Source organism: Fusibacter sp. (assembly GCF_057447755.1).
In genome coordinates, this window is the sequence record NZ_JBVBZF010000003.1 from 1 (window position 1) to 22,175 (window position 22,175).

The following is a 22,175-nucleotide window of genomic DNA, read 5'->3' on the forward strand; positions in this document are numbered from 1 at the left end:
AAATCTTAAGGGAAATGATTCAAACTCAAATTAAGCCATATGAAATCATCGTTTCTGAACTTTCAATGACCATCGCCTCACACGTTGGTCCAAATATGATCGCTGTGGCGTTCATGGGCGATAGTAGAGAAAACATATAGCGATAGCCTCACTGATTTTTTAAAAATCCGTGGGGCTTTTTTAATGGCATGGCTAGCCTTAAGCCACTAATATTTTCTATATCTTGTAAGTATTTTAGATCATATGATCCTTATTTCGATTTATGATGCAATCTTTTATGAAATGAGTCTTGATTTGATTTATAATGCAATCCTTTGTGAATTGAGTCTTGATTGGATTTGATGACACTGGGATTGATAACATGATATAATGCTATTGTTAAATAACAAGGATTTTTAAGTAAAGGTAGGAAACACATGAAAATTGCTGTGGGCATGAGTGGTGGCATAGACAGCAGCACCACTGCGCTTTTATTAAAGGAACAAGGCCATGAGGTGATTGGCGTTACCATGTTTCTCTTCAATCATCAAGTGGCTGAAATAGAAAATGCAAAACGCGTCTGTCAGGCCCTAGAAATGGAACACTATGTATTGGATTATAGGCTAGATTTTGAACGTGAAGTCATCGGCAACTTTATTACCACTTATGAGCAAGGTGGTACACCCAATCCCTGTATCCATTGCAACCGAATTTTTAAGTATGGTAGGCTTATCGACGATGTTTTAGCACTCGGTGCAGAGGCCTTTGCAACAGGCCACTATGTAAGAGTCAAGTATAACGAAACAGAATCAGAATATGAAATTCACAGAGCCCTCAATGCTCGAAAAGACCAATCCTATAACCTATACCACCTGACGCAAGAAACCCTCTCGAGGCTCTATTTTCCCTTGGGGACCATTGATTCCAAGGAGACTGTGCGTCAATACTTTGAGAAAATTCACATAGAAACTGCCAAAAAGAAAGACAGCTTAGGTATTTGTTTTATTGATCACAAGCGACACGATGTTTTTCTAAAAGAAAAGGAAAGTAGGGCCATGGTTGGTGGCCGCTTTGTGGATAAAGCCGGAAATTTTTTAGGTTATCACCAGGGCATAGCCGCTTATACACTGGGTCAAAAAAGAAAACTTGCCGAGGGGCTCTCCGGCAAGTATGTTGTCACCGATATTTCATCAAAGACCAACGAAGTGACGCTTGGTGAGGAGTCTGATCTCCTTAAATATGAAATCCATGCAAAGGCCTTTAACTTAATCAATAGCTATCACGCTTTTCCACTTAAGGTAAAGGTGATTGTAAGTCAATGGTCTGAAGTCTATGAGGGTATTCTGATGCCACATGATGATGGGTCTGCTCATATAAAATTTGAAAAACCTGTGAGAGCACCATCCTGTGGACAAGCAGTTGTCTGTTATCAAGACAGCCTCTTAATCGGCGGCGGTGTTATTACTCAAGTAATGTAAGCAACCAATTTTTCACGTCATCATCAGCAAAGGCACCCTTGACACTGTTTCTATAAAGCGCTTCATCAAATGCTCTTCCAAGGTCAAAAGCCTCTTGAACAATAGAGAACTCATTGGTCATGTTCGTATCTGAAACCGTTCGATTATCAGTATTCATGGTTACCAATATGCCATCTTCAAAAAATGCCGCAATGGGGTGTGCATTTAAATTGGAGATGGCTTTTGTTTGCAAATTGCTCGACGGACAGCATTCAATAAAAATGCCGTGTGTCTTCACGCAGTCATATGCCTTGGCATCTTCCATCATGGCAACGCCATGACCAAGCCTTTCCGCACCCAGCATTAAAATTGAATCCGACATATTTTGTGCAATCCCCGTCTCACCTGCATGAACTGTCACATGATATCCCAAGGATTTCGCATAGAGAAAGGCCTCTTTAAAACGCGGTGCAAACAAGTCACACTCACCACCACATAAGTCTAGTGCCACAACCCCATTACTTAAAAACGGCTGGCCCGCGTTTATAAGGTCATAGATCCCCTTTACCTCACTATTTCTCATATAGGATAGGATGAGATTTCCCCTGATTTCAAAAGCCTCTTCTGCTCTTTTTATCCCCTTTAATGCACTGCTAATAATTGCCTTATAGCTTAGGCCTTCTTGTGTATGCTGCTGGGGGGCAAATCTTATTTCAATATATTTCACGTTTTCGCTTGCAGCATCCTCCATGAGTTCATAAGAAACCCTCTCAATGGCTGCTTCCGTCTGCATCACCTTGATTGGTAGATCAAATCGTTTCAAGTAAGTATCCAAAGAATCACAATCCATAGGCGCAATTAAAGAAGCCGATACCCCTTCAATGGATTCATCTGGTAAAGGGATCTTCATTTGTTTAGCCAGCGCCAAGACTGTCTCGGGTCTTAGGCTGCCATCAAGATGACAATGTAGCTCAACTTTAGGCATTTTAAAATAATTCATGACTTTCCTCCACTTTGTCTTCATTCGCTTGTTGCTTATCTACCCCTAATAACACCTATTTTCCCAATAAAGTCAAAAAACGCTTGATTACGAAGAAAATGCATGTTGCATCTTCCTCGTAATCAAGCGTTTAAGGTGCTTGGTAGAGACCCCCATACCATATTAATGGGGTTATACGACGATTTATTAATTCACATTTTACAAAATTACCGACCCCACGTCAATTTTTTTGTGAAAATGTTCTAAAACGACTCATAAATACTGCCCATATAAGCGTCTTTACCGTTTGGTCTAGTCATTTTACCATATACACCGCGTAATCTTCAAGCGTATTTTTACGATTATTTAAATTCTATGACTTCAAAGTCATTCCAATACAAGTCCATAATCAAAAGCCTATGTCTTAAAAGGTCTCCTCTACCTAGCAAGAGCTTCAAAACTTCACTGACTTGTGTAGATGCGGCAAGCGCCGGTGTAAAGGAAGGGTTTCCTAGCCTTTGCTCTATACCCTTTCCAATATGCGATTTATAAATTCGATTCAAGGTGTCATCACCCGGTAGAATTGTACAAACCTGTGCATACCAGCCCCCTATAGCACCATAAACCAGTGGAATCTCCAGTTTTTTTGCCATTTCTTGAAGACAAAAGCGCGTCGCTATGCCATCTGTGGCATCCACGATCACATCGTGTGCACTCAAGATTTCAAGGGCATTTTCTTCAGTGAGAAAAGCTTCTATTGGGTTTACTTCCACTTCAGAATTTACTGCCGCCATCCTCTGTTTGGCTTCAAAAGCCTTGCTTTGGGATAAGTTGTCTTCCTGTGAAAGCAATTGACGGTTTAAATTTGACATGTCAAAATCATCGCCATCAACGACAGTCAAATAGCCAATGCCCAGTCTGCCAAGCATCTCTATCACGTAACCACCAAGGCCTCCACAGCCCACAACACAAACTCTTTTTTCATGAAGCATATCACACTCTTGAGTCGAAAGCATCTCTCTATTTTTTTGATAGCGATCCATCTTCAGCCCCCTCCTACTGGTGGAAATATGGAAACGACGTCCTCTGCTTCTAAAACCTTATCCAGACTACCGTCTCGACCATTGATCAGAAGGATTGCAACATCTTCTTTTTTAATGTCTAGGGTCTCAATGATCTTTTGGGGCGTTGGCCTTTCATCCATTTGAACCATTAACTCCTTGCCCCTACCCTCTCTCAAAGTTGCAAACAATCTCACTTTGATTTCCATTCAATCACCTCTCATCTTCACAAACAACACTTTAATCATATACAATAAACCAAGTTTCTCACCCAGAGGCAATCACCACATGATGGTGCATTTCCATAGCAATCACCAAAGGTATCATTTACCATATCACACCCATCCACGAGTTCACAATCTGTACAGGAGGGGTAATGGTTGTTGTAGACCATATTTCGATATAACTCATAAGCTCTCGAATGCCATATCGTGCCTAAGTCTTCATGCATGATATTGCCAAATGTATGAGCTTGAATATTTTTCAAGCGGCCAAACACAACCTCTGAGCCACTATGTGCAAATCGGTAGCAGGGTGCAACCTCCCCTTTAGAATTGATCACCGCTGTGTTATTGTCAACAAATCTACATCGACGTTCCGTTTTTAGATGATGGTCTGATAATCTTACCGCAAGCCCCCGTTTTAGGGCATACCTTTGGATTTGATTATAATAAGCGACCATTTCCGGGTCCTTGTACATGGTGTACAGACACTGGCTACTTTCCTCAAGGTCAACCGGCAGGATATTGGAAACAATCAGCTGCGACACACCATATTCACTGGCTAAATCAATAACGCCAAAAATATCGTCCTTATTGGTAGCAGACAGGACCATTTGAAAAATAACCTGTAAGTTCTTTCTTTGCGCTTTAGTTTGGTTTTTTTTAAGGGTGTTGATTTGCATTAACTGGTTTAAAACAGCATCTAATTTCACCCCTCTAATCTCAAAAAAATTATCCCTAAGACCATCTATAGAAATTACTAACTGATCCACATAAGAAACGATTGCCGCTCTGATTTCAGGGCTTAAACTAACCCCATTTGTAGTCAAGCTAACCTTATAGGGAGACAGGCGCTCTAAAACCTCTATGATTTTCGGATGAATCGTCGGCTCGCCTATGCCACCCACAACAACCTCATCTATGGTTTCTATGCCCTCTATCTGTGTTAGGATTGCTTCCAGCATTTCGTCTGACATATCCACCGTGGCCTCATGCCATGAATGCCTATAGCACATGGTGCAATTTAGATTACAAGCATCCGTTAACTCCAAGCACACCTTTTGAACCGGCATTTTTACCTCCTAATCACATAAATCATTAAAAGAAAGAGGGTCCTAAGACCCTCCTTTATCACTAAACAGCATATCATTTATAATCCCAATACTGTTTTACGTGCATCCGTTGGAATACCGTCAGCACTCCAGCCTCTTAATTCATAGTACTCAGGGAGAAGTTCAGAAAGTCTTGCAACGTTGCCCTTAGAAGGACCAGCTTCAATTGGATCCTCGAGCAATCTCTTAGGAAGTGTATCTTGTGAAGGATCAATACCTGCATCGAGGTTAAACAGCCTTTCTATATTCCAGATACGCTCACCAGCAAGCAATACATCTTCTGGCGTCCAATCCGTGCCAATAACAGCATTGATCATAGAAGAATAATCGCCAGCACCCATAGCAAATGATGTAAACAGACATAAGCCTGAAGCGTCAATAAAGGCTGTTAGATCTTGGAATACTTTAACCCAGCCTGCTTTTCCCTCTAAGCTAAAACGGTCTAACTTCTCAGGCAAGCCTAAAATTTCAGGCGAAATCAAGTAACCTCTAACGTGACAACCACCTCTGTTTGAAGTAGCGTATTGTAAGCCTTGTCCTTGAATTGCCCTAGGGTCATATGCAGGAAGCTCTTGTTTTTTAACAGACATCGAAAGTTCAGGAACACCATAAGATTCACAAAGACGGTATGAACCATCAGCCATCTTATCGCCAAAGCCTTCTCTTAGACCCATTCTCTTTGTCCACTCAACCACTGCTTCATTGTTGCCAAACTCAAGTGATAAACCACCTAAATCAGAATCCTTGATAAATCCCTTTTGATAGAGTTCCATGGCAGCTGCAATCGTAGCACCTGCAGAGATTGTATCAAGTCCCATTTGGTTACACCAGTAATTTGCTTTTATTACTGAAGCCATATCTGAAACGCCACAGTCACCGCCGAATGCCCAAATTGTTTCATACTCAGGACCGCCACCTTCAATATCGTCTACCTTGCAGTATCTACCACAAGCGATTGGACATCTGTAGCAAGGATCTTTTCTGACCAAGTATTTTTCAGCAAGCGTTTCACCACTGATTTCTTCTGCTTGACCAAACTGTGAGGTTTGGAAGTTGTTTGTTGGGAAAACACCATTTTCGTTGATAATATTTACAAGTACCGCTGTTCCATAAGCCGGTAAGCCCTGACCTGTAACACCGTTTTCTCTAATTTTTGCATTACAATCTTTAACAATTTGCTTTAATGCTTCTGCGTCAGCCACTTCAACATTTTTTGTGCCTCTAACCGCAATAGCCTTAAGATTTTTAGAGCCCATAACAGCGCCAACACCTGATCTACCAGCAGCTCTGTCATTTTCATTCATAATTGCAGCCATTTTTGAAAGCTTTTCACCAGCAGGGCCAATGGTAAGAATTCTCGATTTCTCAGCCACTTCTTTACTTAGCGTTTCACTTGTCTCAGACACTACTTTGCCCCAAACATGACCAGCATCTCTGATTTCAACCTTGTCATCTTCAATACAGAGATAAACCGGTTTGTCAGATTTACCTTCAACGATGATTGCATCATAGCCAGCAAACTTAAGTTCAGGCCCCCAGTAGCCACCAGAGTTTGAAGAAGCGATTGTGCCGGTCAATGGCGATTTTGTAATTACCATGTAACGACCGCCTGTAGGTGTTGGTGTACCCGTTAATGGTCCTGTTACGATGAAAAGCTTGTTTTCTTCGCTAAGTGCATCCACACTTGGAGAAACTTCATCTGTAAACAACTTGGTACCAAGACCTCTACCACCGACAAACTTCTTTGCCACTGTTTCGTCTAGTTTTTCAACTGTACAAGCACCCTTTGTCAAATTCACTCTCAATACTTTTCCTTGATAACCGAACATAAATAACCTCCTTTAAAATTTGGCGCAACGCAATGCATTGCTTATAAATGTGACATTTATTCCAAATCCTTTCCAAATATCGGGAGGCATCACGGTTTCCCATTCTACCCATTGGTCAAGTCTCATGGCATTTGCTTTAGAGCGGTTGACTCGGATTTTGGTACAGTTTAAATTAATCTATGCTATTCTTGTGATTCAAGAGTGCCAATATCATTCAAAACCACGATGTCATCACCTGTTTTGATCACACCACTTTTAAGCACCCTCGTAAAAATGCCCTCCTTAGGCATAATACAATGCCCTACCTGTGTTTTGATCTCGCAACCGTTGTGACATTCTTTTCCGATTTGTGTCACTTCATGCATGGTTTCTCCAATCATGAGTTTTGTACCCACTGGCAGCTCGTATAAACAAATCCCCTGTGTGGTTAAATTCTCTGCAAACTTACCACTGCAAAGGCCTTCAACACCAAGCGCTGTCATCTTATCCACGCTCTCCTGTCCGAGCAAACTCACTTGTCGGTGCCATTTTCCTGCATGAGCATCCCCCACAAGTCCGTGTCCTTCCTGGAATTCCCCTTGAGGAATGGTCTCTTTCACAACGCCTTTAACCTTGCTGATATTTATCGCGAGTACTTTTCCATTCATTTTCATTCCCCCTGTCTTATATAATGTCCAGATTTACCACCTAATTTTTCTACGAGTCTGATGCCATCAATTTGCATTTCCTTGTCCACGGCCTTACACATATCATAAATGGTAAGTGCCGCAATGTTAACCGCAGTGAGCGCTTCCATCTCTACACCAGTCTTGCCAACAGTTTTAACAACGGCTTCTATCAAAACGCGATCCTCTAAAATTTCAAAGTCAAGTGTCACATGGGTCAACATCAAGGGATGACACATGGGAATGAGATCACTGGTCCTTTTCGCACCCATTACACCTGCAATTTGAGCCACTTGTATCACATCACCCTTGCTAATGGCTGAATGCTTAATGGCTTCTATGGTAGAGGGTTTCATAAGGATTTGACCTCTTGCAATTGCAGTCCTATGTGTATCTGTTTTTTCGGTGACCTCCACCATATGTGCTCTTCCCTTATCGTTAAAATGCGTAAATGTCATGAAGACCTCCTAAAAACCCTATCTCAGGCTATACCTATATTTTGAGACATTTCTTGAACTCATTTTTTAACTGTTAATTGAACTTTATTTTTATTTTAATTTTGGTCTAAATCTTGATTTAATCTTGGCCTTTGGGGGCTTAGCCTCCCACCTGGACCATATTTCTAAGTACGGTATTGGTCTTGCCAATTTGGTGTTCTAATGGCTTTTTTAGGACAGACGCTTGTATATAATCTCTTAAAACCAATTTCTGATCTATGGCCCATTTGAGATCAAATTCTTCATCCGAATGCAGACAATACTTCAGTTTACCCTCCGAAGTCAATCGAATACGGTTGCAGTCTGAACAAAACTTACATGATATAGGACTTATAAGGCCTACTCTGCCCTTGCCGTTCGGCAGTCTGTAATACTTTGCAGGTGAAGAAGGATCCTTGCTCACCAGTTCGACCAAGTCTGGTACGCGGTCCAAGACCACCGTATTAGGCAAGTAGTTCTTAATGGACCATTTGGCAACCTCGCCTATGGGCATTAGCTCTATAAAGCGCACGTCTATATCATCGTCCTCTGTCAATTTGACGAAATCCACGATTTCATCATCGTTAAAACCACCGATAATGACGACATTGAGTTTAATGGGGGTCAGGCCTACTTTTTTAGCCTCTTCAATACCTGCCAAGACGTCATCCAAGCTGCCACCTCTGGTCATTCTAAAATACTTGTCTGGCTTTAGTGAATCAATACTGATATTAACACGATCCAACCCCGCCGCTTTGAGGGGTTCGGCCATTGTCTTTAAAAGTAACCCATTCGTTGTCAATGCAAGATCTTTGATCTCAGGGTGGTTTTTAATCTTCTCAACCAATGTGACAATGCCGTTTCGAATTAAGGGTTCACCACCTGTTAGTCTAATTTTATCAATGCCCATGTCCACAAATGCACTGATGATTTCATCTATTTCTTCAAGCGAAAGAATATCACTATGCTTCAATTTTTCAACGCCCTCTTCCGGCATGCAGTACTGACACCTTAAATTGCATCGATCCGTAATGGACAATCTCAAATAGTTTATTTTTCTACCAAACCCATCAATCATAAGCTGCTCCTATCTCAATGATATCGCCTGTGCCCTCCAGTGAATAGCCGCCAATTTCAGTCATCTGTCTTTCGAAATAAGGGGATTTTATCCACTCAATAAATCGCATGACTCTAAAGTCCGAAAGTAGTTCATGGGGGATTAGGAAGTCATAGGCTTCGTATCCGACTTCGATGAAATCCAAATCCATTGATTTGGCTGCTGAATAAACCCCTAAACCTGCATCTGCACTTCCTGAAGAAACGGCTACTGCAACAGCAGTGTGTGTTATAGCTTCTCTTTGATAGCCATTAATCTCTTCACACGCAATCCCTCGCTTTATAAGCTCAAAATCCAGAAGCTGTCTCGTTCCAGCACCTTTTTGTCGATTGATGAAGGCAATTTCTTTTCGTCTTAAGTCTTCAAAGCCTTTCACTTGATGTGGATTGCCCTTTTGCACCATAAGTCCCTGTAATCTTTTAACACCCTTTATCAAGGCCATTTTTCGATTTGGAAAAAACCTTTCAACACTGCTAATATTGTAAACACCCGTCTTCTCATCAATAAGATGAATTGGGGCCATATGGCATTCGTTTTTAAGAAGAGACATAATGCCACCTAAGCTTCCAACATGTGTTGAAGTCATTGGCATACGATCTGATATGATATCCAAAAGAAGATCATGACTGCCTATGACCACAAGTCTTTCAGACAATGTGTGAAGGGGCTTCAAGAGCTTAATGTTAACGCGTTGTCCTTTTTCAATCCCTTCAGACAGCCTTGGTATGGTCAAAACACCATCTGCTTTCACTAGGCTCATGGTCGTTCCAGCACCTCTATTGAGAGGGGTTACCACCCAGTTTTGATTGACCTCACCTAGAGTAACCCTGACAAGCTCCTCGTGCTTGAGTGAAGAAACCACCCTCTGAGTCAGTATGCCCTCATGGGAGGACATTAAATCAAGTTGCCCCTGCCAGCTTAGGATAAGCGGCTTTACAAAGGCTTCAAATGCAAAGAAAGCAGATACGGGATAACCCGGTAACCCCACGATACTCTTCTCATTAATTTTGCCTAAAATCGTTGGTTTTCCTGGTTTAATAGCGACCCCGTGTACGACCACTTCTCCTAGAGCCTCTATTGTGCTTACGGTAAAGTCCTTAGCGCCAGCGGAAGAACCTGCAATTGTAATGAGCATGTGATTATCTTCTAGGCCCTTTTGAACAGCCTCTTTGAGCAAATGAGGATCATCTTGACAGGGCTTGTATACCTTTGGGATGCAACCCATCTCAATCAAGAGACCTTCTATGACGCTGGAATTTGAATCTATTATCTTGCCCTTTGTCAGGGCTTCAATCTCTTGAACAATCTCATTGCCTGTGGGCAGTATGCCTACCTTTAAGGATTCGAATACTTTTAAACTTTGAACCCCACCGCTAATGAGGGCGCCTAGGTCCATAGGTCTGATCTTATGAAGTGAAGGCAAGAGCATCTCACCTACGATTATATCCTCTCCCACTTGTCTTACATGCTGCCAAGCATATGCAGCCTCAACAATTTCGACAAGCCCATCACCGATGGGTTTTACGTCTTCAATCATAATGACACTGTCAAAACCATCCGGCAATAGATTACCAGTATTCACATAGACAAAATCTACAGTTTCCACAAGTTGCATTGGTTTTTTTTCATTTGCACCCTGCGTTTTTTCAGAAAGTACGGCAATACCATCCATTGCCGCACAAGGATCACTCGGGGATGATCTTTCTGCAAATACCGGATGACTCGTGATTTTTTGCAAGGCTTCTCTGACAGAGACAGACTCATGTCTTAATGGATTAGAAAGGGCTTCTTTGTACTTATTAAGTGCTTCTTCTAGTGGCATGTTTGAAATATAGACATTGCGCTTGGCCATTAAATTTCACCCCTTTTAAATAATGTAACGACAACTTCTTCCTCTTTATAAAGCCCCTCTTGATCACTTTTTATATGAATATAGCCTGATGCACCTGCCATCAAAGAAATCAAGCCAGATTTTCCAAGTATGGGCTTAGCCATCCAACCCTCTTGAGCCTTAAAAAGCGTCACCATGATAAAGGTATCTCTTCCAGGTGAAGAATGAACACTTTCAGTTACCTTTGCCACAATTTCCATGGCCTTAGCCTCATGCCTTGATAGCTTTTCCATGTAAGGTCTTACCAAGACTTCAAAGACAAGCGCCGAAGCCGTCGGATGACCGGGTAGGCCAAATATCATTTTATCTTGAACCCTACCGACAATTGTGGGTTTTCCAGGTTTAATAGAAATACCATGTACCAGAATCTTGCCACCCTCAAAGGACTCTATGACCCTTTGGGTGAAATCTCTTGTCCCTACAGAAGACCCCCCGGACAGGATGATGACATCTGCCATCTCTAAAGCCTTATTTACACTTTCTCTCAAAGCAGCCATATCATCCTTGACAATGTCTTTGAATACGACCTCTCCACCCAGTGCCGTAATTGCACCTGCAAGTGAATAGCCATTTATATCTCTTATTTGTCCAAGGCTCATGGGGCCATTGCAATCGATAATCTCATCACCTGTGGATAAAACTGCTACCCTTATCTTTTTATACACAGATAATTCACCAATTCCCGCACCCGCTAGCAAACCCATATCATAGGCACTTACGCGTTTTCCATGGGATAAGATCAATTGTTCTCTTTTAAGGTCATCTCCACAGTAAATGATGTTTTCACCAAAGGCCACAGGATGATATATCAATACCATGTCCTCTGAAATCTTTTCTGTATGCTCTATCATCACCATGCCGTCTGCCCCCTCAGGAAGCATTCCACCTGTTGGCACATACATGGCTTGGCCACTTTCGATGACGTCACAGGTTGCCTCTCCCATTATCGAATCGCCCTTTAGGGTCAGCATTGCGGGAATGCTATCTGTGGCACCTGCAAGATCCTTGACCTTCACGGCATAGCCATCAACTGTTGATCTATCAAAAGAAGGTATATCCACCTTCGAGTACACATTTTCACTGCAAACACGACCTTGACTTGAAAGAAGGGCTACCCTTTCACTTTCAAGACCTTGTGTATTTGCGATCGTCATAACTTGGTCCATTGCTTCGTTTAATGTGATTATTTTAAAAAACTGCATATTAAAATCCTTTCTTTATCCCTTATGATGCGGTGTTGCACATTCTGAATCATCACCAACTAGAATTTGAATACCATGAAATATAGGATTTAAAATATACTCTAATGTCTCCTTGACTGCTTTGGGACTTCCTGGCATATTGATAATAATAGAATTGCCCCGTATGCCTGAAACCCCTCTTGACAACATGCCTTTCGGTGTGATTTTTAGACTGTTGTAGCGAATTGCTTCAGAAACACCTGGTGTTTCTCGCTCAATGACGCTTAAAGTCGCCTCAGGTGTTATATCTCTTTTGCTAAAACCGGTACCGCCAGTTGTCAAAATCAAATTGACGCCAAGGACATCCGCCATGTGGATCATGGCATTTGACAATGCTTCTTTTTCATCCGGAACAATCACTTGTTGCACGACCTCATAGCCCGCCTCAATGACCATATCACAAATTACCTTGCCACTTAAATCTTCACGTTGGCCCTTCGACCCCTTATCACTTGCCGTAATTACCCCTACTGTATACATAATTTTTTCCCCTTTCCAACAAAACGACTTCATGACTTATCCGATTGATCTGATCTGTATCATGCGAAATTGTAATCACTGTCATTTTTTTCTCTCTATTTCTTTTGATAATGGCTTCTTCAATAGTCTTGATGGTGTTTCTGTCTATACTTGCTGTCGGTTCATCCAACAAGACAACTTCTGGATCGAATATCAAGGCACGCGCAAGTGCCACCTTTTGCGCTTCACCACCTGAAAGTTGAGTTGCCAATTGATCTTTAAAACTGGTGATTTGAAACTCATCCATAATTTGATGGACGAGATGGCCGACTTCAGCCTCGGACTTCCCCCTGATTTTTAATGGATATGCAATGTTATTGTAGACAGAAGTCTGCATCATGTAGGGGGTCTGACTCAAATACGTGATGCGTTTTAATTCTGATTCTCCCAAGGATTTGCCATTATAGTGGATAGACCCACGTTCAAAAGGCTCAAGACCTGCAATAATTTTCAGGAGTGTTGTTTTACCAGCACCATTCTCTCCTATTATCCCATAAATTTTTCCACTTTTAAAAATATTTCTCTCTATATCAACAACGACCTTGTCTTTATACCGCTTCAGCAGTTTTTTTATTTCGATATCCATATCAGTCTCCCATCGTAAAATGATAAAGGATTGTGTTAACACCAAAAGAAATAGAAAGGAGTACAATGCCCATAGCAATGGCCATGCCATAATTCCCCATGCTGTTGTTCATGGCGATAAAGGTCGTCATTACACGTGTATGATCTTTGATGTTGCCCCCTACGATCATGACTGCGCCGACCTCTGATATGGCACGTCCGAAGCCAGTGACAATGGCAATGAGTATGGTCACGCGCATTTCTACCACCATGAGCTGAAGGACTTGAAGCTTGTTTGCGCCAAGTGTCTTGCCCACGTTGTAAATCGCCATACCCTTATCCTTTGAAGCGTTAAATACAATCCCCATGATAATAGGAGAAACTAAAATCACCTGTGCAATTACCATGGCAGTAGGCGTAAACATAAGTCCCCATGTCCCAAAAGGACCACTTCTAGACAAACAAATAGCAACCATCAGACCCACCACTACTGGTGGTAGGCTCATGGCTGTATAGATAAATCTTGTAAAGACTTTTTTTAATCTGAACTTTTTAATGCCTAAATATATGCCAAGAGGTATGCCGATTAAGGCAGAAAAAAAGGTAGACGATAAGGATAGTCCTATGGACAGTCCTATAATCTTATATACCTCTTTATCTAACCTTAATAAAAGCTGCAAGGCCTCTTTAAAGCCCTCTGTGATGAAGTTCATCTATTTAGCTCCTCAATTATGCGTCTTATTGATGCACTTTTAAAAAGTATTATTTTGCATTTGGGAAAAATAGAGGTTGTCCATAGGCTTCAACACCAAACTGTCCAATTCTCTTTTGTGTCTCATCAGACAAGATCCATTTAATAAATGCCTCTGCGCCTTTTGCATTAATCTGTTCATTTTTATTAGGATTTACAGCAATGACACCATAGTAATTGAGTAAGGCTTCATCTGCTTGGAATACGATATCAAGGTCCAACTTGTCCTGCATTGCAAGATAAGTTGCTCGATCTGTCAAAGTGTAGGCCTGAAGCTCGCTTGCCATCATAAGGACGTCACCCATGCCCTTGCCTGCAGAGATATACCAATCCCCACTTGGTTCAAGTGATAATCCCTTCCATAAACTAATCTCTTTTTTATTTGTGCCCGAATCATCTCCTCTTGACACAAATTTTAGTTGATGTTCACTAATATATTTTAAAACGGATTCAATATCTGTCATACTTGAAGTCTCTAAGCCATCATTTGAACCCTTAGGCCCCACGAGTACAAAATCGTTGTACATGACATCAAATCGCTCGACACCATCACCATCGCTGACGAATTTTTCTTCACTTGCTTTTGCATGCACAAGGAGGACATCGGCTTCACCGTCAACACCCATTTGGATGGCCTTACCTGTTCCAACTGCTACAACCTTAACTTCTATTCCCGTTTCCTTCTCAAAGTAAGGCAAAATTTCATCTAAAAGACCACTATCTTGTGTACTGGTTGTCGTAGATAAAATAATGGACTTTGGCGTGTTGTCACGCGTCATTCCAATTACTGCAAGACCAATCACCAAACATATTAATATCCCTACGATTACTTTCATATTTCGATTCATCATGTATTCTCTCCTTTGAAATAGCCCTAACCCTATTAAATGTATTCAAAACGATCGCCTTGCACTTATTATTATACAATACCATTAATACAAAAACTATCTGATAATTCAGAAAAATAGCCTAATTTTAAGAGGGTCATGCAATAAATAGGATTTTAAGTGGGACATCTACCGTTGTTTCATCCTTATGGCTGTGATACTATAAAACTAATTATTGTACTTTACTCTTGGGGAGGGCTTGCTTTGATTAAAAATTTCGATCGCTATTTTGAAAAAACGGATGGTTTGGAAACAGAGTATATGAAAATCCTATATTATGACCTTGATAAGGATTTCAAAGGCACATACAAGACCTATCAATATACGAGATTATGTACAATTACGAGCGGCCTAAAACACGTTCGAATTAACGACGGTCAAGAATTCACTTATTCCGACTCGGATTTTATTCTCTTACCACCTCACGCTAGTGTGGATATGGTAATTCCAGAGAAAACCATCGCAGTGGTATATGAGCTCAACGACAAGCTCATCGAAGATACCCTTAAAAAAGTGGAAGTCAAGCATGAGCTAAATGTGGATATGACGACCGATTTTGTAAAGAAAAATCTATTGCTCCCTCAAGTGAAAACGCATATAGAACGCATAAAACAATATGCACTCAGCGATGACCCCAACAAGCAATTTTTAATTGACCTCTGTTCACAAGAGTTGACTTATAATCTCATAAACCACTACCGTTTGTCACTTGATCAACGTAAAAAGCAGGAACCTGTAGAATATGCCATTCATTGTCTAAAAAACAACCTGAGTGATCCAGATCTCACAGTTAAAGAAATTGCATATGCGCTTAATATGTCACCCTCAAATTTAGTCCTACTTTTCCGCAGGGCGACAGGTATGACCCCAAAGGCTTATCACAACCGCTTAAAACTCAATAAAGCCAAAGAGCTCCTTAAGCATAAAAACGTTTCAGAGGTTTGCTATGATTTAGGCTTTGAAAGTATCTCCTACTTTATAAAACTCTTCAAAGGACACTTTGGCATTACCCCTAAACAATATTCACTAAAGGTTTTACAGGGAACGTCATATGAAGCATAGCCAGCCATCACACAAGTCCTATCAGGTGGTCATAGACAGTGGTATTCCCATTAAATACATTCAGGATTATTTCAGACTTACTTCAGAGGAAGTGACCCCACATCATTATAGGGGCTCAAACTGGGAACTTATTTTAATGCCGCAATCACTTGAGCCTAAAGGTCGCAAGGTTTCCCTTTATATACCAAGAACCCAGATGCGTTTTATAGGCGAAAAGACTGAGGTGGACCAAGTGGTCACTGCCTACCGATTAGAATTTTTATCCGCGGGTGGGTAATACCCCTCAGGTACTTAATACCCTCTGGTGCGTAATCCCCTCGGGTGATTAATATCAATGAGTGCCTAATATCGATGGGTGCCTAATATCAATGGGTGCCTGATACGATTTTAGAAAAATTTAAGAAACAGTAAAGAATTATTTTAAAAATATGCTCTAGAATAATATTAGTTTCAACATACAAATTTCTATTTGTATAACCCCGGAACTGCAAAACCCTTATTGTCACCGTTAATTAGCGGTGATTTTTTTTATGATCAAACCCAATAGGGCATGGCTAAAAAAACCGCCACTTGGTATAATGTCCATGAGACATTAATTTGGAGGTTTGAATGCGCAAAACATATCCTGAAATTCACTTTTTTAGAATCCTAGCCTGCATCATGGTCATTATCATACATACGACCGCAACGCCTGTCGTTACACTTACGCCAAACAGTCCACCTCAGTTGCTCTTCACCCTTTTAAACCGTTTCTCTAAGCCATCAGTACCCATGTTTGTCTTCATGAGTGGCTTTCTTTTAAATACGCTCTATATTGGAAAACCACTTAAATGGCTTTCCTTTTGGAAAAAAAGACTTCCTAAGCTCTTTATGCCCTATTTTATTTGGGCTAGCCTATACTTTATAATATATGCCACACAGGGCTATTACCCAGTGGACTTGAAGTTTTATCTAAAGGGCTTGCTTCAGGGCAGCTTTATCTATCACCTCTATTTCATGGTGATTATCATACAGTTCTATTTGGCATATCCCATTTTTCATTGGCTCCAGTCCAAAGTGGGCACTGAAAAATTGTTTTTACTGACCTTGATGGTTCAATTTTTATTTATTTTCATACCGCTCCCCCTACAAGACAGGATCATGCCAACCTATTTAAGCTATTTTACCTTGGGGATGCTTTTAAATACAAATGCTAAGCCAAGTCAAAAATCGCCATCCTATTATCTGATCGCCTTTGGAATCATGGGAAGTGTTTATACTGCTGAATTTATACAATCCACAAACAATGGTGTCTATATCAATGCAAGGCTTGCCACTGTAATTTATATCCTTTTCAGCCTGATTGCTTGCTATACGCTTTTGATGACTTTAAAAAGTCTTGGCAGACTTTACCAAGACATTGCACCAGGGGTTAATTTTCTGAGCCAATCAACCTTAACGCTTTATTATGCGCATCCATTAGTCTTGATCCTGCTCAATCTAGTTCTTGATAAACTGGGGATCGCATCCATAAGTTTACGTGCCCTGATTGCCTTCCTCGGCATATTTATAATCCTAATCCCCATACTTTTAATCATTGAACATTTTAAACCTAAACTTGCATTTGTAAATAAACCGTAAACCCTTTTCTAAGGCATTGACACACCTATTTATCAGGCGTAATATAAGTATTAGCTGTTATGCCACTGATTGTATGAATAGGAGAGTCTTAATGGTTCGTAAAATAGAAATATTACTGGTACTTGTTACAATTGTCTTGTTGACATTATTTAGCGCTTCCTTTGCGGATCCAAACGCTGGGAATAAGAATTACGATCGTCAATCTGCTTTTTATGGCAGAGACATCCTGTCAGAATCTTATGACGAGGTGCCTGATGCGGCAAGCGCTGACACTGAAGGTCACAAGGCTTTAATCACCGAAAAAAGAAATGTCGATTTAGATATGTATTTCTGGGGCATTCCAGATTTTTCCCACCAATAAATGATTACTTTAGTGGTGTCCTAAAACTAAAAAAATATATCATTAAGCCTCTATATTATAAATAGAGGCTTTTCTTATATGCTAAAAAGCGCAAAATCCAATAGGATCTTGCGCTTTATGATATTTTAGTATGATATTATTTCAAACGCTTCAAGACTTCACAAAGGAACTCATATACGCGCTTAGTTGAAGAAATACTGAGTTTTTCAAATGGCGTATGCACATCAAATAAGTTTGGTCCTAAAGAAATCATATCAATATCGCCTACTTTTTCTTTTAAGAAACCACACTCAAGGCCTGCATGGATTGCATCTACCTTAAGTTCTGCATCAAACATTTCACCATAAACCGTCTTCATTAACTCTCTAATTGGAGAATCAAGTTTAAACTGCCACTCTGGATAATCCGCCACAAGATAGTTTTTAGAACCTGTCATTTCACTGATAATTGCAAATCGCTCGTTGATTTCAAACTTTAATGATTTAACTGAGCTTCTCACTGCATTTGTGAATTTAACCACTGTGTCTGTTTGCTCAAGAACACCAAGGTTAGAAGAACTTTCAACTAAACCTGCGATACCACCACTCATCGTCTCAACGCCAAACGGTGTCAATCTAAGGATGTTTGCGATATCTTTTGCCGATTTTTCAGTCATAACGACTTTTGGTGCTTCTACTTCAGTGAGAACGAGGTCGATGCCACCATCCGTCGCTAAAACTTCATTAACAAACATTTCTTTAAGAAGCGGCACGAGTTGCTCTAATGTTTCAACGTCAGATGCACGTACACCGAAAGTCATTTCAGCACGCTTTGCAATGGCATTCATTTTTTCGCCACCAGAAATGTGAGCAAGCTCAAACTTAAAGTGGTTTTCAAATGATTTAAGCACTCTACCCAAAAGTTTTAAGGCATTTGCTCTATTTTTATTAATTTCAATCCCTGAATGACCCCCGTTTAAGCCTTGAATAACGAGTTTAAAGCCCTCTGTACAAGTTGCTTTTTGAGTTTCATATGGGTATTCGATAATATTGTTAACGCCACCTGCACACGATGCAAGGAGTGTACCTTCTTCTTCTGAATCGATATTGATGAGAATATCACCCTTAACATTGTCTGGATTTAAAGAAACCACGCCGTCCATGCCCGTCTCTTCAGCCACTGTGAAAAGTGCCACAAGTGCAGGATGCTCAAGCGTTGTCGATTCTAAGATGCTCATGGCCATGGCCACAGCGATTCCGTTGTCCGCACCTAAAGTTGTACCTTTTGTCTTTATAAAATCACCATCGATTACAAGTGGAATCGGCTGGCTGTTGAAATCAAATTCTAAGTCATCATTTTTTACACAAACCATGTCTGTATGGCCTTGAAGGATTACAGTAGGCCCATTTTCATAGCCTGGTGTTGCAGGTTTCTTGATGATGATGTTGTTTGATTCTTCCTTAATCACTTCAAGTCCTAGATTTTTTGCAAATGTAACCAGATATTCTGCAACTTCACCTTCATTTCCTGATTCTCTTGGAATTCTAGTAAGTGCTTCAAAATTCTTAAATACGCTTTCTGGCTGTAAACCCTTTAATACATTTTCCATTATAAATCCCCTCCCTGTTCCCAATGATAAGTTTTTTGTCGTCCTTCAGTGATTAAGCCCTTGCGCATCATATCCGCAAGAATTTTATCCAAAATCTCAGACGGATCATTGACGATTGCCTTGTTTTTGCTCCAAAATAAGGATGCTTTTGTGCCTTTAACCACCTCTGCAAGCTCAACATAGCTCAACAAATTGTTCTTCTTAAAAGCCTTAAGCACTTTTTTTTCACAGCTGTACATGAGTCTAGTGACGAGCTCTTCAGATTGTCTTTGTTTCTTGACATAGCCCCAAGCCATCAATAGGGTAAAAGCAACTGCAAACAATATAATTTCAAATAAAGTAGTAAGCATCTTCAAAATCCTTTCGACATCCTAATTATTGCACTTTTAGGATTTCTTTTCAAGTTTAACAAACTCGTTATTTCTTAATATATTGACATATGATCCCAGTCTCTCATAAAGGGGCTCAACTTCTTGTCCGAACTTTTCTTTGAAGCCCTCTGCAATTTCACTGATGTCACTTTTTCCATCTATGGCTGTCCAAATATAAGAACCATATTGGTCTAAATCTATTTTCATCATCGTTGGCGTTTTAAAGAAAACTCGAACCACTTTATCCAGCCAACTGTTTCTGTCTATTTGAATTTGTACGATATCATTTTCAAGTGTAACCCAATTAATTTTTTCACTTCTTACTGGAACTAGATCTAAAAAATTATCCTGATTTGTAAGTTTTTTAGCCATCTTTCACCTCTTTATAAAATATTGAGAGGATATCAGATACCCTCTCAATATAGTTTATCACATCTTGTTAAAGATACGATTTCAATTTAAAGACTACTTAGAGTATTTTCTTAAGATTGAAAAATGTACCAATGAATACGTTAATGCACCGAAGAATAATAGTGCCCCAATTTGCCCGATACTAGTGCCAAGCGCTAAGTTGATACCACCTACTGCAAATACAGCAAGTAAGATACCGATTAAACCTTCACCTGCGATTAAGCCTGATGCGTAAAGGATACCTGAATCAATTTTGTGTTTGAAGATTGACTCTTCAGTTTGGTTACCTTCAGCCTTGTTAAGTTTCTTATCAAGTAAGCCTCTTACGAAACCACCCACCATGATTGGCGTAGAAAGGTGAATTGGTAAATATAAACCGATTGCGATTGGAAGTACTGGTAAACCTAATAATTCAATTGTTACACCAACACCGATTCCTGTGAATACAAGTGCCCAAGGTAAGTTACCACCCATAACACCTTCAATAACAAGTCTCATTAATGTTGCTTGTGGTGCAGGAAGCTCTTGAGAACCAAAGCCCCATGCATTGTTCAATAAGATTAATACATAACCGATTGCAAGAGCCGCAGCAACTGCTCCGATTAATTCACCAATCTGTTGTTTCTTAGGTGTAGCACCTACTAAGAAACCAGTTTTTAAGTCTTGTGAAGTATCACCAGCCATAGCTGCGATGATACAGATGATTGCACCAACTGTTAAAGTTGCGATCATACCTGATTGTCCATCATTACCAGTTGCTTTGAAAGCAATAGCAGTGATGATTAATGTTGCAATTGTCATACCTGAAACTGGGTTAGAAGATGAACCTACTAAACCAACAATTCTAGATGAAACTGTCGCAAAGAAGAAACCGAAGATTGCGATGAGTAAACCACCACCGAAACCAACTGGTACGAATGGTAACATCATCATTGCAAGTACAACTGCTAAAGCACCAATAATAACAATTTTCATTGATAAATCTTGATCAGTTCTAGCTGTACTGCTACCGCCAGTAGTTGAACCTAAATCTTTCATTGCTTCAGAGAATGTTTGAACGATTAATGGTAAAGACTTAATTAAGCTGAAAATACCACCAAATGCAACTGCACCTGCTCCAACATATCTGATATAGTAGTTCCAAACACCCCAGTATCCTAATTCACTAATAGGTACTGATGCTGGGTACATGATAACTTCGCCCATGCTGCCGATGTTTAAAATTAATGGAATAAATCCGAACCAACCTAATACGGCACCTGCTAACATGTAAGCTGAAATTTTAGGACCAATGATGAAACCTACACCTAAAAGTGCTGGTAAAACGTCTGCACCGATTGCTGCGCCGTGGTAACCAGGAATTTCAGTTTCGATTTCACTTGGGAATAATTTAAGACCGTCTGCAATAAATTTGTAAGCTGCACCAACACCTAAACCGATGAAAGTTACAGCAGCTTTATCGCCACCTTCTTCACCAGCTAAAAGTACTTCTGCACAAGCTGTACCTTCTGGGTAAGGTAATACACCATGCTCTTTTACGATTAATGCTTTTCTTAAAGGAATCATGAAAAGAACCCCTAAGACACCACCGCAAAGTGCGATCACTGTAATTTCCATTACGCTTGGAGTACCCATACCCCATTCTTTCATCCAGATGAACATTGCAGGTAAAGTAAAGATTGCACCTGCTGCTAAAGATTCACCTGCAGAACCGATTGTTTGAACCATGTTGTTCTCAAGAATCGATTCTTTCTTTAAGATACCACGGATAATCCCCATTGAGATAACTGCCGCTGGAATAGATGCTGAAATTGTCATACCTACTCTTAAACCAAGGTAAGCATTAGCAGCACCGAATATGATTGCTAATAAAACCCCTAATACAATTGATGTCACAGTAAATTCTGGCATTACTTTGTCTGCAGGAATAAAAGGTTTGAATTCCTGAGAATTGTTCTTTGACATATTATTTCCTCCCAAATTTTCGATTTTTGGCATTTATGACCATGCGCA

At 40.4% G+C, this 22,175-nt stretch carries 23 protein-coding genes and 2 riboswitches; of the genes, 5 read left to right on the forward strand and 18 right to left on the reverse strand.

Annotated features, from left to right (window positions below):
• Positions 1–416: 416 nt before the first annotated feature.
• Positions 417–1,457, forward strand: a complete 1,041-nt coding sequence (mnmA, locus tag AC220I_RS03070; RefSeq protein WP_486722348.1) for a tRNA 2-thiouridine(34) synthase MnmA — start codon at positions 417–419, stop codon at positions 1,455–1,457.
• On the opposite strand, the gene add is transcribed toward mnmA, so the two are convergent.
• From add to AC220I_RS03140, 14 genes are all read right to left on the reverse strand, one after another.
• Positions 1,441–2,436, reverse strand: a complete 996-nt coding sequence (gene add / locus AC220I_RS03075) for an adenosine deaminase (protein WP_486722349.1) — start codon at positions 2,434–2,436, stop codon at positions 1,441–1,443. The two genes, mnmA and add, sit on opposite strands and share 17 nt — an antisense overlap.
• 99 nt (positions 2,437–2,535) lie before the next feature.
• Positions 2,536–2,635, reverse strand: a riboswitch (purine riboswitch).
• A gap of 142 nt (positions 2,636–2,777) precedes the next feature.
• Entirely contained in the window at positions 2,778–3,458 is a 681-nt protein-coding gene (locus tag AC220I_RS03080) for a HesA/MoeB/ThiF family protein (RefSeq protein ID WP_486722350.1), read from the reverse strand.
• 2 nt (positions 3,459–3,460) lie between these two features.
• Positions 3,461–3,685 (reverse strand): MoaD/ThiS family protein, encoded by a 225-nt coding sequence (locus AC220I_RS03085; protein WP_486722351.1) that lies wholly within the window; start codon positions 3,683–3,685, stop codon positions 3,461–3,463.
• A gap of 35 nt (positions 3,686–3,720) precedes the next feature.
• Positions 3,721–4,770 (reverse strand): radical SAM protein, encoded by a 1,050-nt coding sequence (locus AC220I_RS03090; protein WP_486722352.1) that lies wholly within the window; start codon positions 4,768–4,770, stop codon positions 3,721–3,723.
• A 77-nt stretch (positions 4,771–4,847) separates the two neighbouring features.
• On the reverse strand, positions 4,848–6,638 hold the full coding sequence (locus tag AC220I_RS03095) for an aldehyde ferredoxin oxidoreductase family protein (RefSeq protein ID WP_486722353.1): 1,791 nt from the start codon (positions 6,636–6,638) through the stop codon (positions 4,848–4,850).
• Between the two features lie 49 nt (positions 6,639–6,687).
• A riboswitch (molybdenum cofactor riboswitch) is annotated at positions 6,688–6,806 on the reverse strand.
• Positions 6,807–6,820: 14 nt separating this feature from the next.
• Positions 6,821–7,285 (reverse strand): MOSC domain-containing protein, encoded by a 465-nt coding sequence (locus AC220I_RS03100; protein ID WP_486722354.1) that lies wholly within the window; start codon positions 7,283–7,285, stop codon positions 6,821–6,823.
• A gap of 2 nt (positions 7,286–7,287) precedes the next feature.
• Positions 7,288–7,761 (reverse strand): cyclic pyranopterin monophosphate synthase MoaC, encoded by a 474-nt coding sequence (gene moaC, locus AC220I_RS03105; RefSeq protein ID WP_486722355.1) that lies wholly within the window; start codon positions 7,759–7,761, stop codon positions 7,288–7,290.
• Positions 7,762–7,900: 139 nt separating this feature from the next.
• The gene (moaA, locus tag AC220I_RS03110; RefSeq protein WP_486722356.1) at positions 7,901–8,857 is read right to left on the reverse strand and encodes a GTP 3',8-cyclase MoaA; all 957 of its coding nucleotides are present in this window, start codon (positions 8,855–8,857) and stop codon (positions 7,901–7,903) included.
• Positions 8,850–10,748, reverse strand: coding sequence for a molybdopterin biosynthesis protein (locus AC220I_RS03115; protein WP_486722357.1), 1,899 nt, complete (start codon positions 10,746–10,748; stop codon positions 8,850–8,852). The genes moaA and AC220I_RS03115 overlap by 8 nt, the downstream gene beginning before the upstream one ends.
• On the reverse strand, positions 10,748–11,989 hold the full coding sequence (locus AC220I_RS03120; RefSeq protein WP_486722358.1) for a molybdopterin molybdotransferase MoeA: 1,242 nt from the start codon (positions 11,987–11,989) through the stop codon (positions 10,748–10,750). Before AC220I_RS03120 ends, AC220I_RS03115 begins: the two co-directional genes overlap by 1 nt.
• Positions 11,990–12,004: 15 nt before the next feature.
• Positions 12,005–12,508 (reverse strand): MogA/MoaB family molybdenum cofactor biosynthesis protein, encoded by a 504-nt coding sequence (locus AC220I_RS03125; protein ID WP_486722359.1) that lies wholly within the window; start codon positions 12,506–12,508, stop codon positions 12,005–12,007.
• The gene (locus AC220I_RS03130) at positions 12,477–13,133 is read right to left on the reverse strand and encodes an ABC transporter ATP-binding protein (protein WP_486722360.1); all 657 of its coding nucleotides are present in this window, start codon (positions 13,131–13,133) and stop codon (positions 12,477–12,479) included. The genes AC220I_RS03125 and AC220I_RS03130 overlap by 32 nt, the downstream gene beginning before the upstream one ends.
• A gap of 1 nt (position 13,134) precedes the next feature.
• Positions 13,135–13,824: an ABC transporter permease gene (locus tag AC220I_RS03135; protein WP_486722361.1), complete on the reverse strand. Its 690-nt coding sequence runs from the start codon at positions 13,822–13,824 to the stop codon at positions 13,135–13,137.
• Between the two features lie 49 nt (positions 13,825–13,873).
• A complete protein-coding gene (locus tag AC220I_RS03140) occupies positions 13,874–14,698 on the reverse strand; it encodes an ABC transporter substrate-binding protein (RefSeq protein WP_486722394.1) in 825 nt (274 codons plus the stop codon).
• 255 nt (positions 14,699–14,953) lie between these two features.
• On the opposite strand from AC220I_RS03140, the gene AC220I_RS03145 reads away from it, so the two are divergent.
• The 4 genes from AC220I_RS03145 to AC220I_RS03160 all read left to right on the forward strand — a co-directional run bounded on the left by AC220I_RS03145 (position 14,954) and on the right by AC220I_RS03160 (position 17,792).
• On the forward strand, positions 14,954–15,811 hold the full coding sequence (locus AC220I_RS03145; protein ID WP_486722362.1) for a helix-turn-helix domain-containing protein: 858 nt from the start codon (positions 14,954–14,956) through the stop codon (positions 15,809–15,811).
• Positions 15,801–16,088, forward strand: a complete 288-nt coding sequence (locus AC220I_RS03150) for a MoaD-like domain-containing protein (RefSeq protein ID WP_486722363.1) — start codon at positions 15,801–15,803, stop codon at positions 16,086–16,088. Before AC220I_RS03145 ends, AC220I_RS03150 begins: the two co-directional genes overlap by 11 nt.
• Before the next feature lie 332 nt (positions 16,089–16,420).
• Entirely contained in the window at positions 16,421–17,431 is a 1,011-nt protein-coding gene (locus AC220I_RS03155; protein WP_486722364.1) for an acyltransferase, read from the forward strand.
• A gap of 91 nt (positions 17,432–17,522) precedes the next feature.
• Complete coding sequence (locus AC220I_RS03160) at positions 17,523–17,792, forward strand: hypothetical protein (RefSeq protein ID WP_486722365.1); 270 nt, start codon at positions 17,523–17,525, stop codon at positions 17,790–17,792.
• 136 nt (positions 17,793–17,928) lie between these two features.
• On the opposite strand, the gene AC220I_RS03165 is transcribed toward AC220I_RS03160, so the two are convergent.
• The 4 genes from AC220I_RS03165 to AC220I_RS03180 all read right to left on the reverse strand — a co-directional run bounded on the left by AC220I_RS03165 (position 17,929) and on the right by AC220I_RS03180 (position 22,127).
• Positions 17,929–19,380 (reverse strand): aminoacyl-histidine dipeptidase, encoded by a 1,452-nt coding sequence (locus AC220I_RS03165; protein WP_486722366.1) that lies wholly within the window; start codon positions 19,378–19,380, stop codon positions 17,929–17,931.
• Positions 19,380–19,730 (reverse strand): hypothetical protein, encoded by a 351-nt coding sequence (locus AC220I_RS03170; protein ID WP_486722367.1) that lies wholly within the window; start codon positions 19,728–19,730, stop codon positions 19,380–19,382. Before AC220I_RS03170 ends, AC220I_RS03165 begins: the two co-directional genes overlap by 1 nt.
• Positions 19,731–19,766: 36 nt before the next feature.
• A complete protein-coding gene (locus AC220I_RS03175; RefSeq protein WP_486722368.1) occupies positions 19,767–20,123 on the reverse strand; it encodes a PqqD family protein in 357 nt (118 codons plus the stop codon).
• 93 nt (positions 20,124–20,216) lie between these two features.
• Positions 20,217–22,127, reverse strand: coding sequence for an OPT family oligopeptide transporter (locus AC220I_RS03180; RefSeq protein WP_486722369.1), 1,911 nt, complete (start codon positions 22,125–22,127; stop codon positions 20,217–20,219).
• Between the last annotated feature and the right edge of the window lie 48 nt (positions 22,128–22,175).

Coding starts and splice junctions, on each gene's coding strand:
- mnmA (WP_486722348.1), top strand. CDS start 417: ATGAAAATTGCTGTGGGCATGAGTGGTGGCATAGACAGCAGCACCACT.
- add (WP_486722349.1), bottom strand. CDS start 2,436: ATGAATTATTTTAAAATGCCTAAAGTTGAGCTACATTGTCATCTTGAT.
- AC220I_RS03080 (WP_486722350.1), bottom strand. CDS start 3,458: ATGGATCGCTATCAAAAAAATAGAGAGATGCTTTCGACTCAAGAGTGT.
- AC220I_RS03085 (WP_486722351.1), bottom strand. CDS start 3,685: ATGGAAATCAAAGTGAGATTGTTTGCAACTTTGAGAGAGGGTAGGGGC.
- AC220I_RS03090 (WP_486722352.1), bottom strand. CDS start 4,770: ATGCCGGTTCAAAAGGTGTGCTTGGAGTTAACGGATGCTTGTAATCTA.
- AC220I_RS03095 (WP_486722353.1), bottom strand. CDS start 6,638: ATGTTCGGTTATCAAGGAAAAGTATTGAGAGTGAATTTGACAAAGGGT.
- AC220I_RS03100 (WP_486722354.1), bottom strand. CDS start 7,285: ATGAATGGAAAAGTACTCGCGATAAATATCAGCAAGGTTAAAGGCGTT.
- moaC (WP_486722355.1), bottom strand. CDS start 7,761: ATGACATTTACGCATTTTAACGATAAGGGAAGAGCACATATGGTGGAG.
- moaA (WP_486722356.1), bottom strand. CDS start 8,857: ATGATTGATGGGTTTGGTAGAAAAATAAACTATTTGAGATTGTCCATT.
- AC220I_RS03115 (WP_486722357.1), bottom strand. CDS start 10,748: ATGGCCAAGCGCAATGTCTATATTTCAAACATGCCACTAGAAGAAGCA.
- AC220I_RS03120 (WP_486722358.1), bottom strand. CDS start 11,989: ATGCAGTTTTTTAAAATAATCACATTAAACGAAGCAATGGACCAAGTT.
- AC220I_RS03125 (WP_486722359.1), bottom strand. CDS start 12,508: ATGTATACAGTAGGGGTAATTACGGCAAGTGATAAGGGGTCGAAGGGC.
- AC220I_RS03130 (WP_486722360.1), bottom strand. CDS start 13,133: ATGGATATCGAAATAAAAAAACTGCTGAAGCGGTATAAAGACAAGGTC.
- AC220I_RS03135 (WP_486722361.1), bottom strand. CDS start 13,824: ATGAACTTCATCACAGAGGGCTTTAAAGAGGCCTTGCAGCTTTTATTA.
- AC220I_RS03140 (WP_486722394.1), bottom strand. CDS start 14,698: ATGAAAGTAATCGTAGGGATATTAATATGTTTGGTGATTGGTCTTGCA.
- AC220I_RS03150 (WP_486722363.1), top strand. CDS start 15,801: ATGAAGCATAGCCAGCCATCACACAAGTCCTATCAGGTGGTCATAGAC.
- AC220I_RS03155 (WP_486722364.1), top strand. CDS start 16,421: ATGCGCAAAACATATCCTGAAATTCACTTTTTTAGAATCCTAGCCTGC.
- AC220I_RS03160 (WP_486722365.1), top strand. CDS start 17,523: ATGGTTCGTAAAATAGAAATATTACTGGTACTTGTTACAATTGTCTTG.
- AC220I_RS03165 (WP_486722366.1), bottom strand. CDS start 19,380: ATGGAAAATGTATTAAAGGGTTTACAGCCAGAAAGCGTATTTAAGAAT.
- AC220I_RS03170 (WP_486722367.1), bottom strand. CDS start 19,730: ATGCTTACTACTTTATTTGAAATTATATTGTTTGCAGTTGCTTTTACC.
- AC220I_RS03175 (WP_486722368.1), bottom strand. CDS start 20,123: ATGGCTAAAAAACTTACAAATCAGGATAATTTTTTAGATCTAGTTCCA.
- AC220I_RS03180 (WP_486722369.1), bottom strand. CDS start 22,127: ATGTCAAAGAACAATTCTCAGGAATTCAAACCTTTTATTCCTGCAGAC.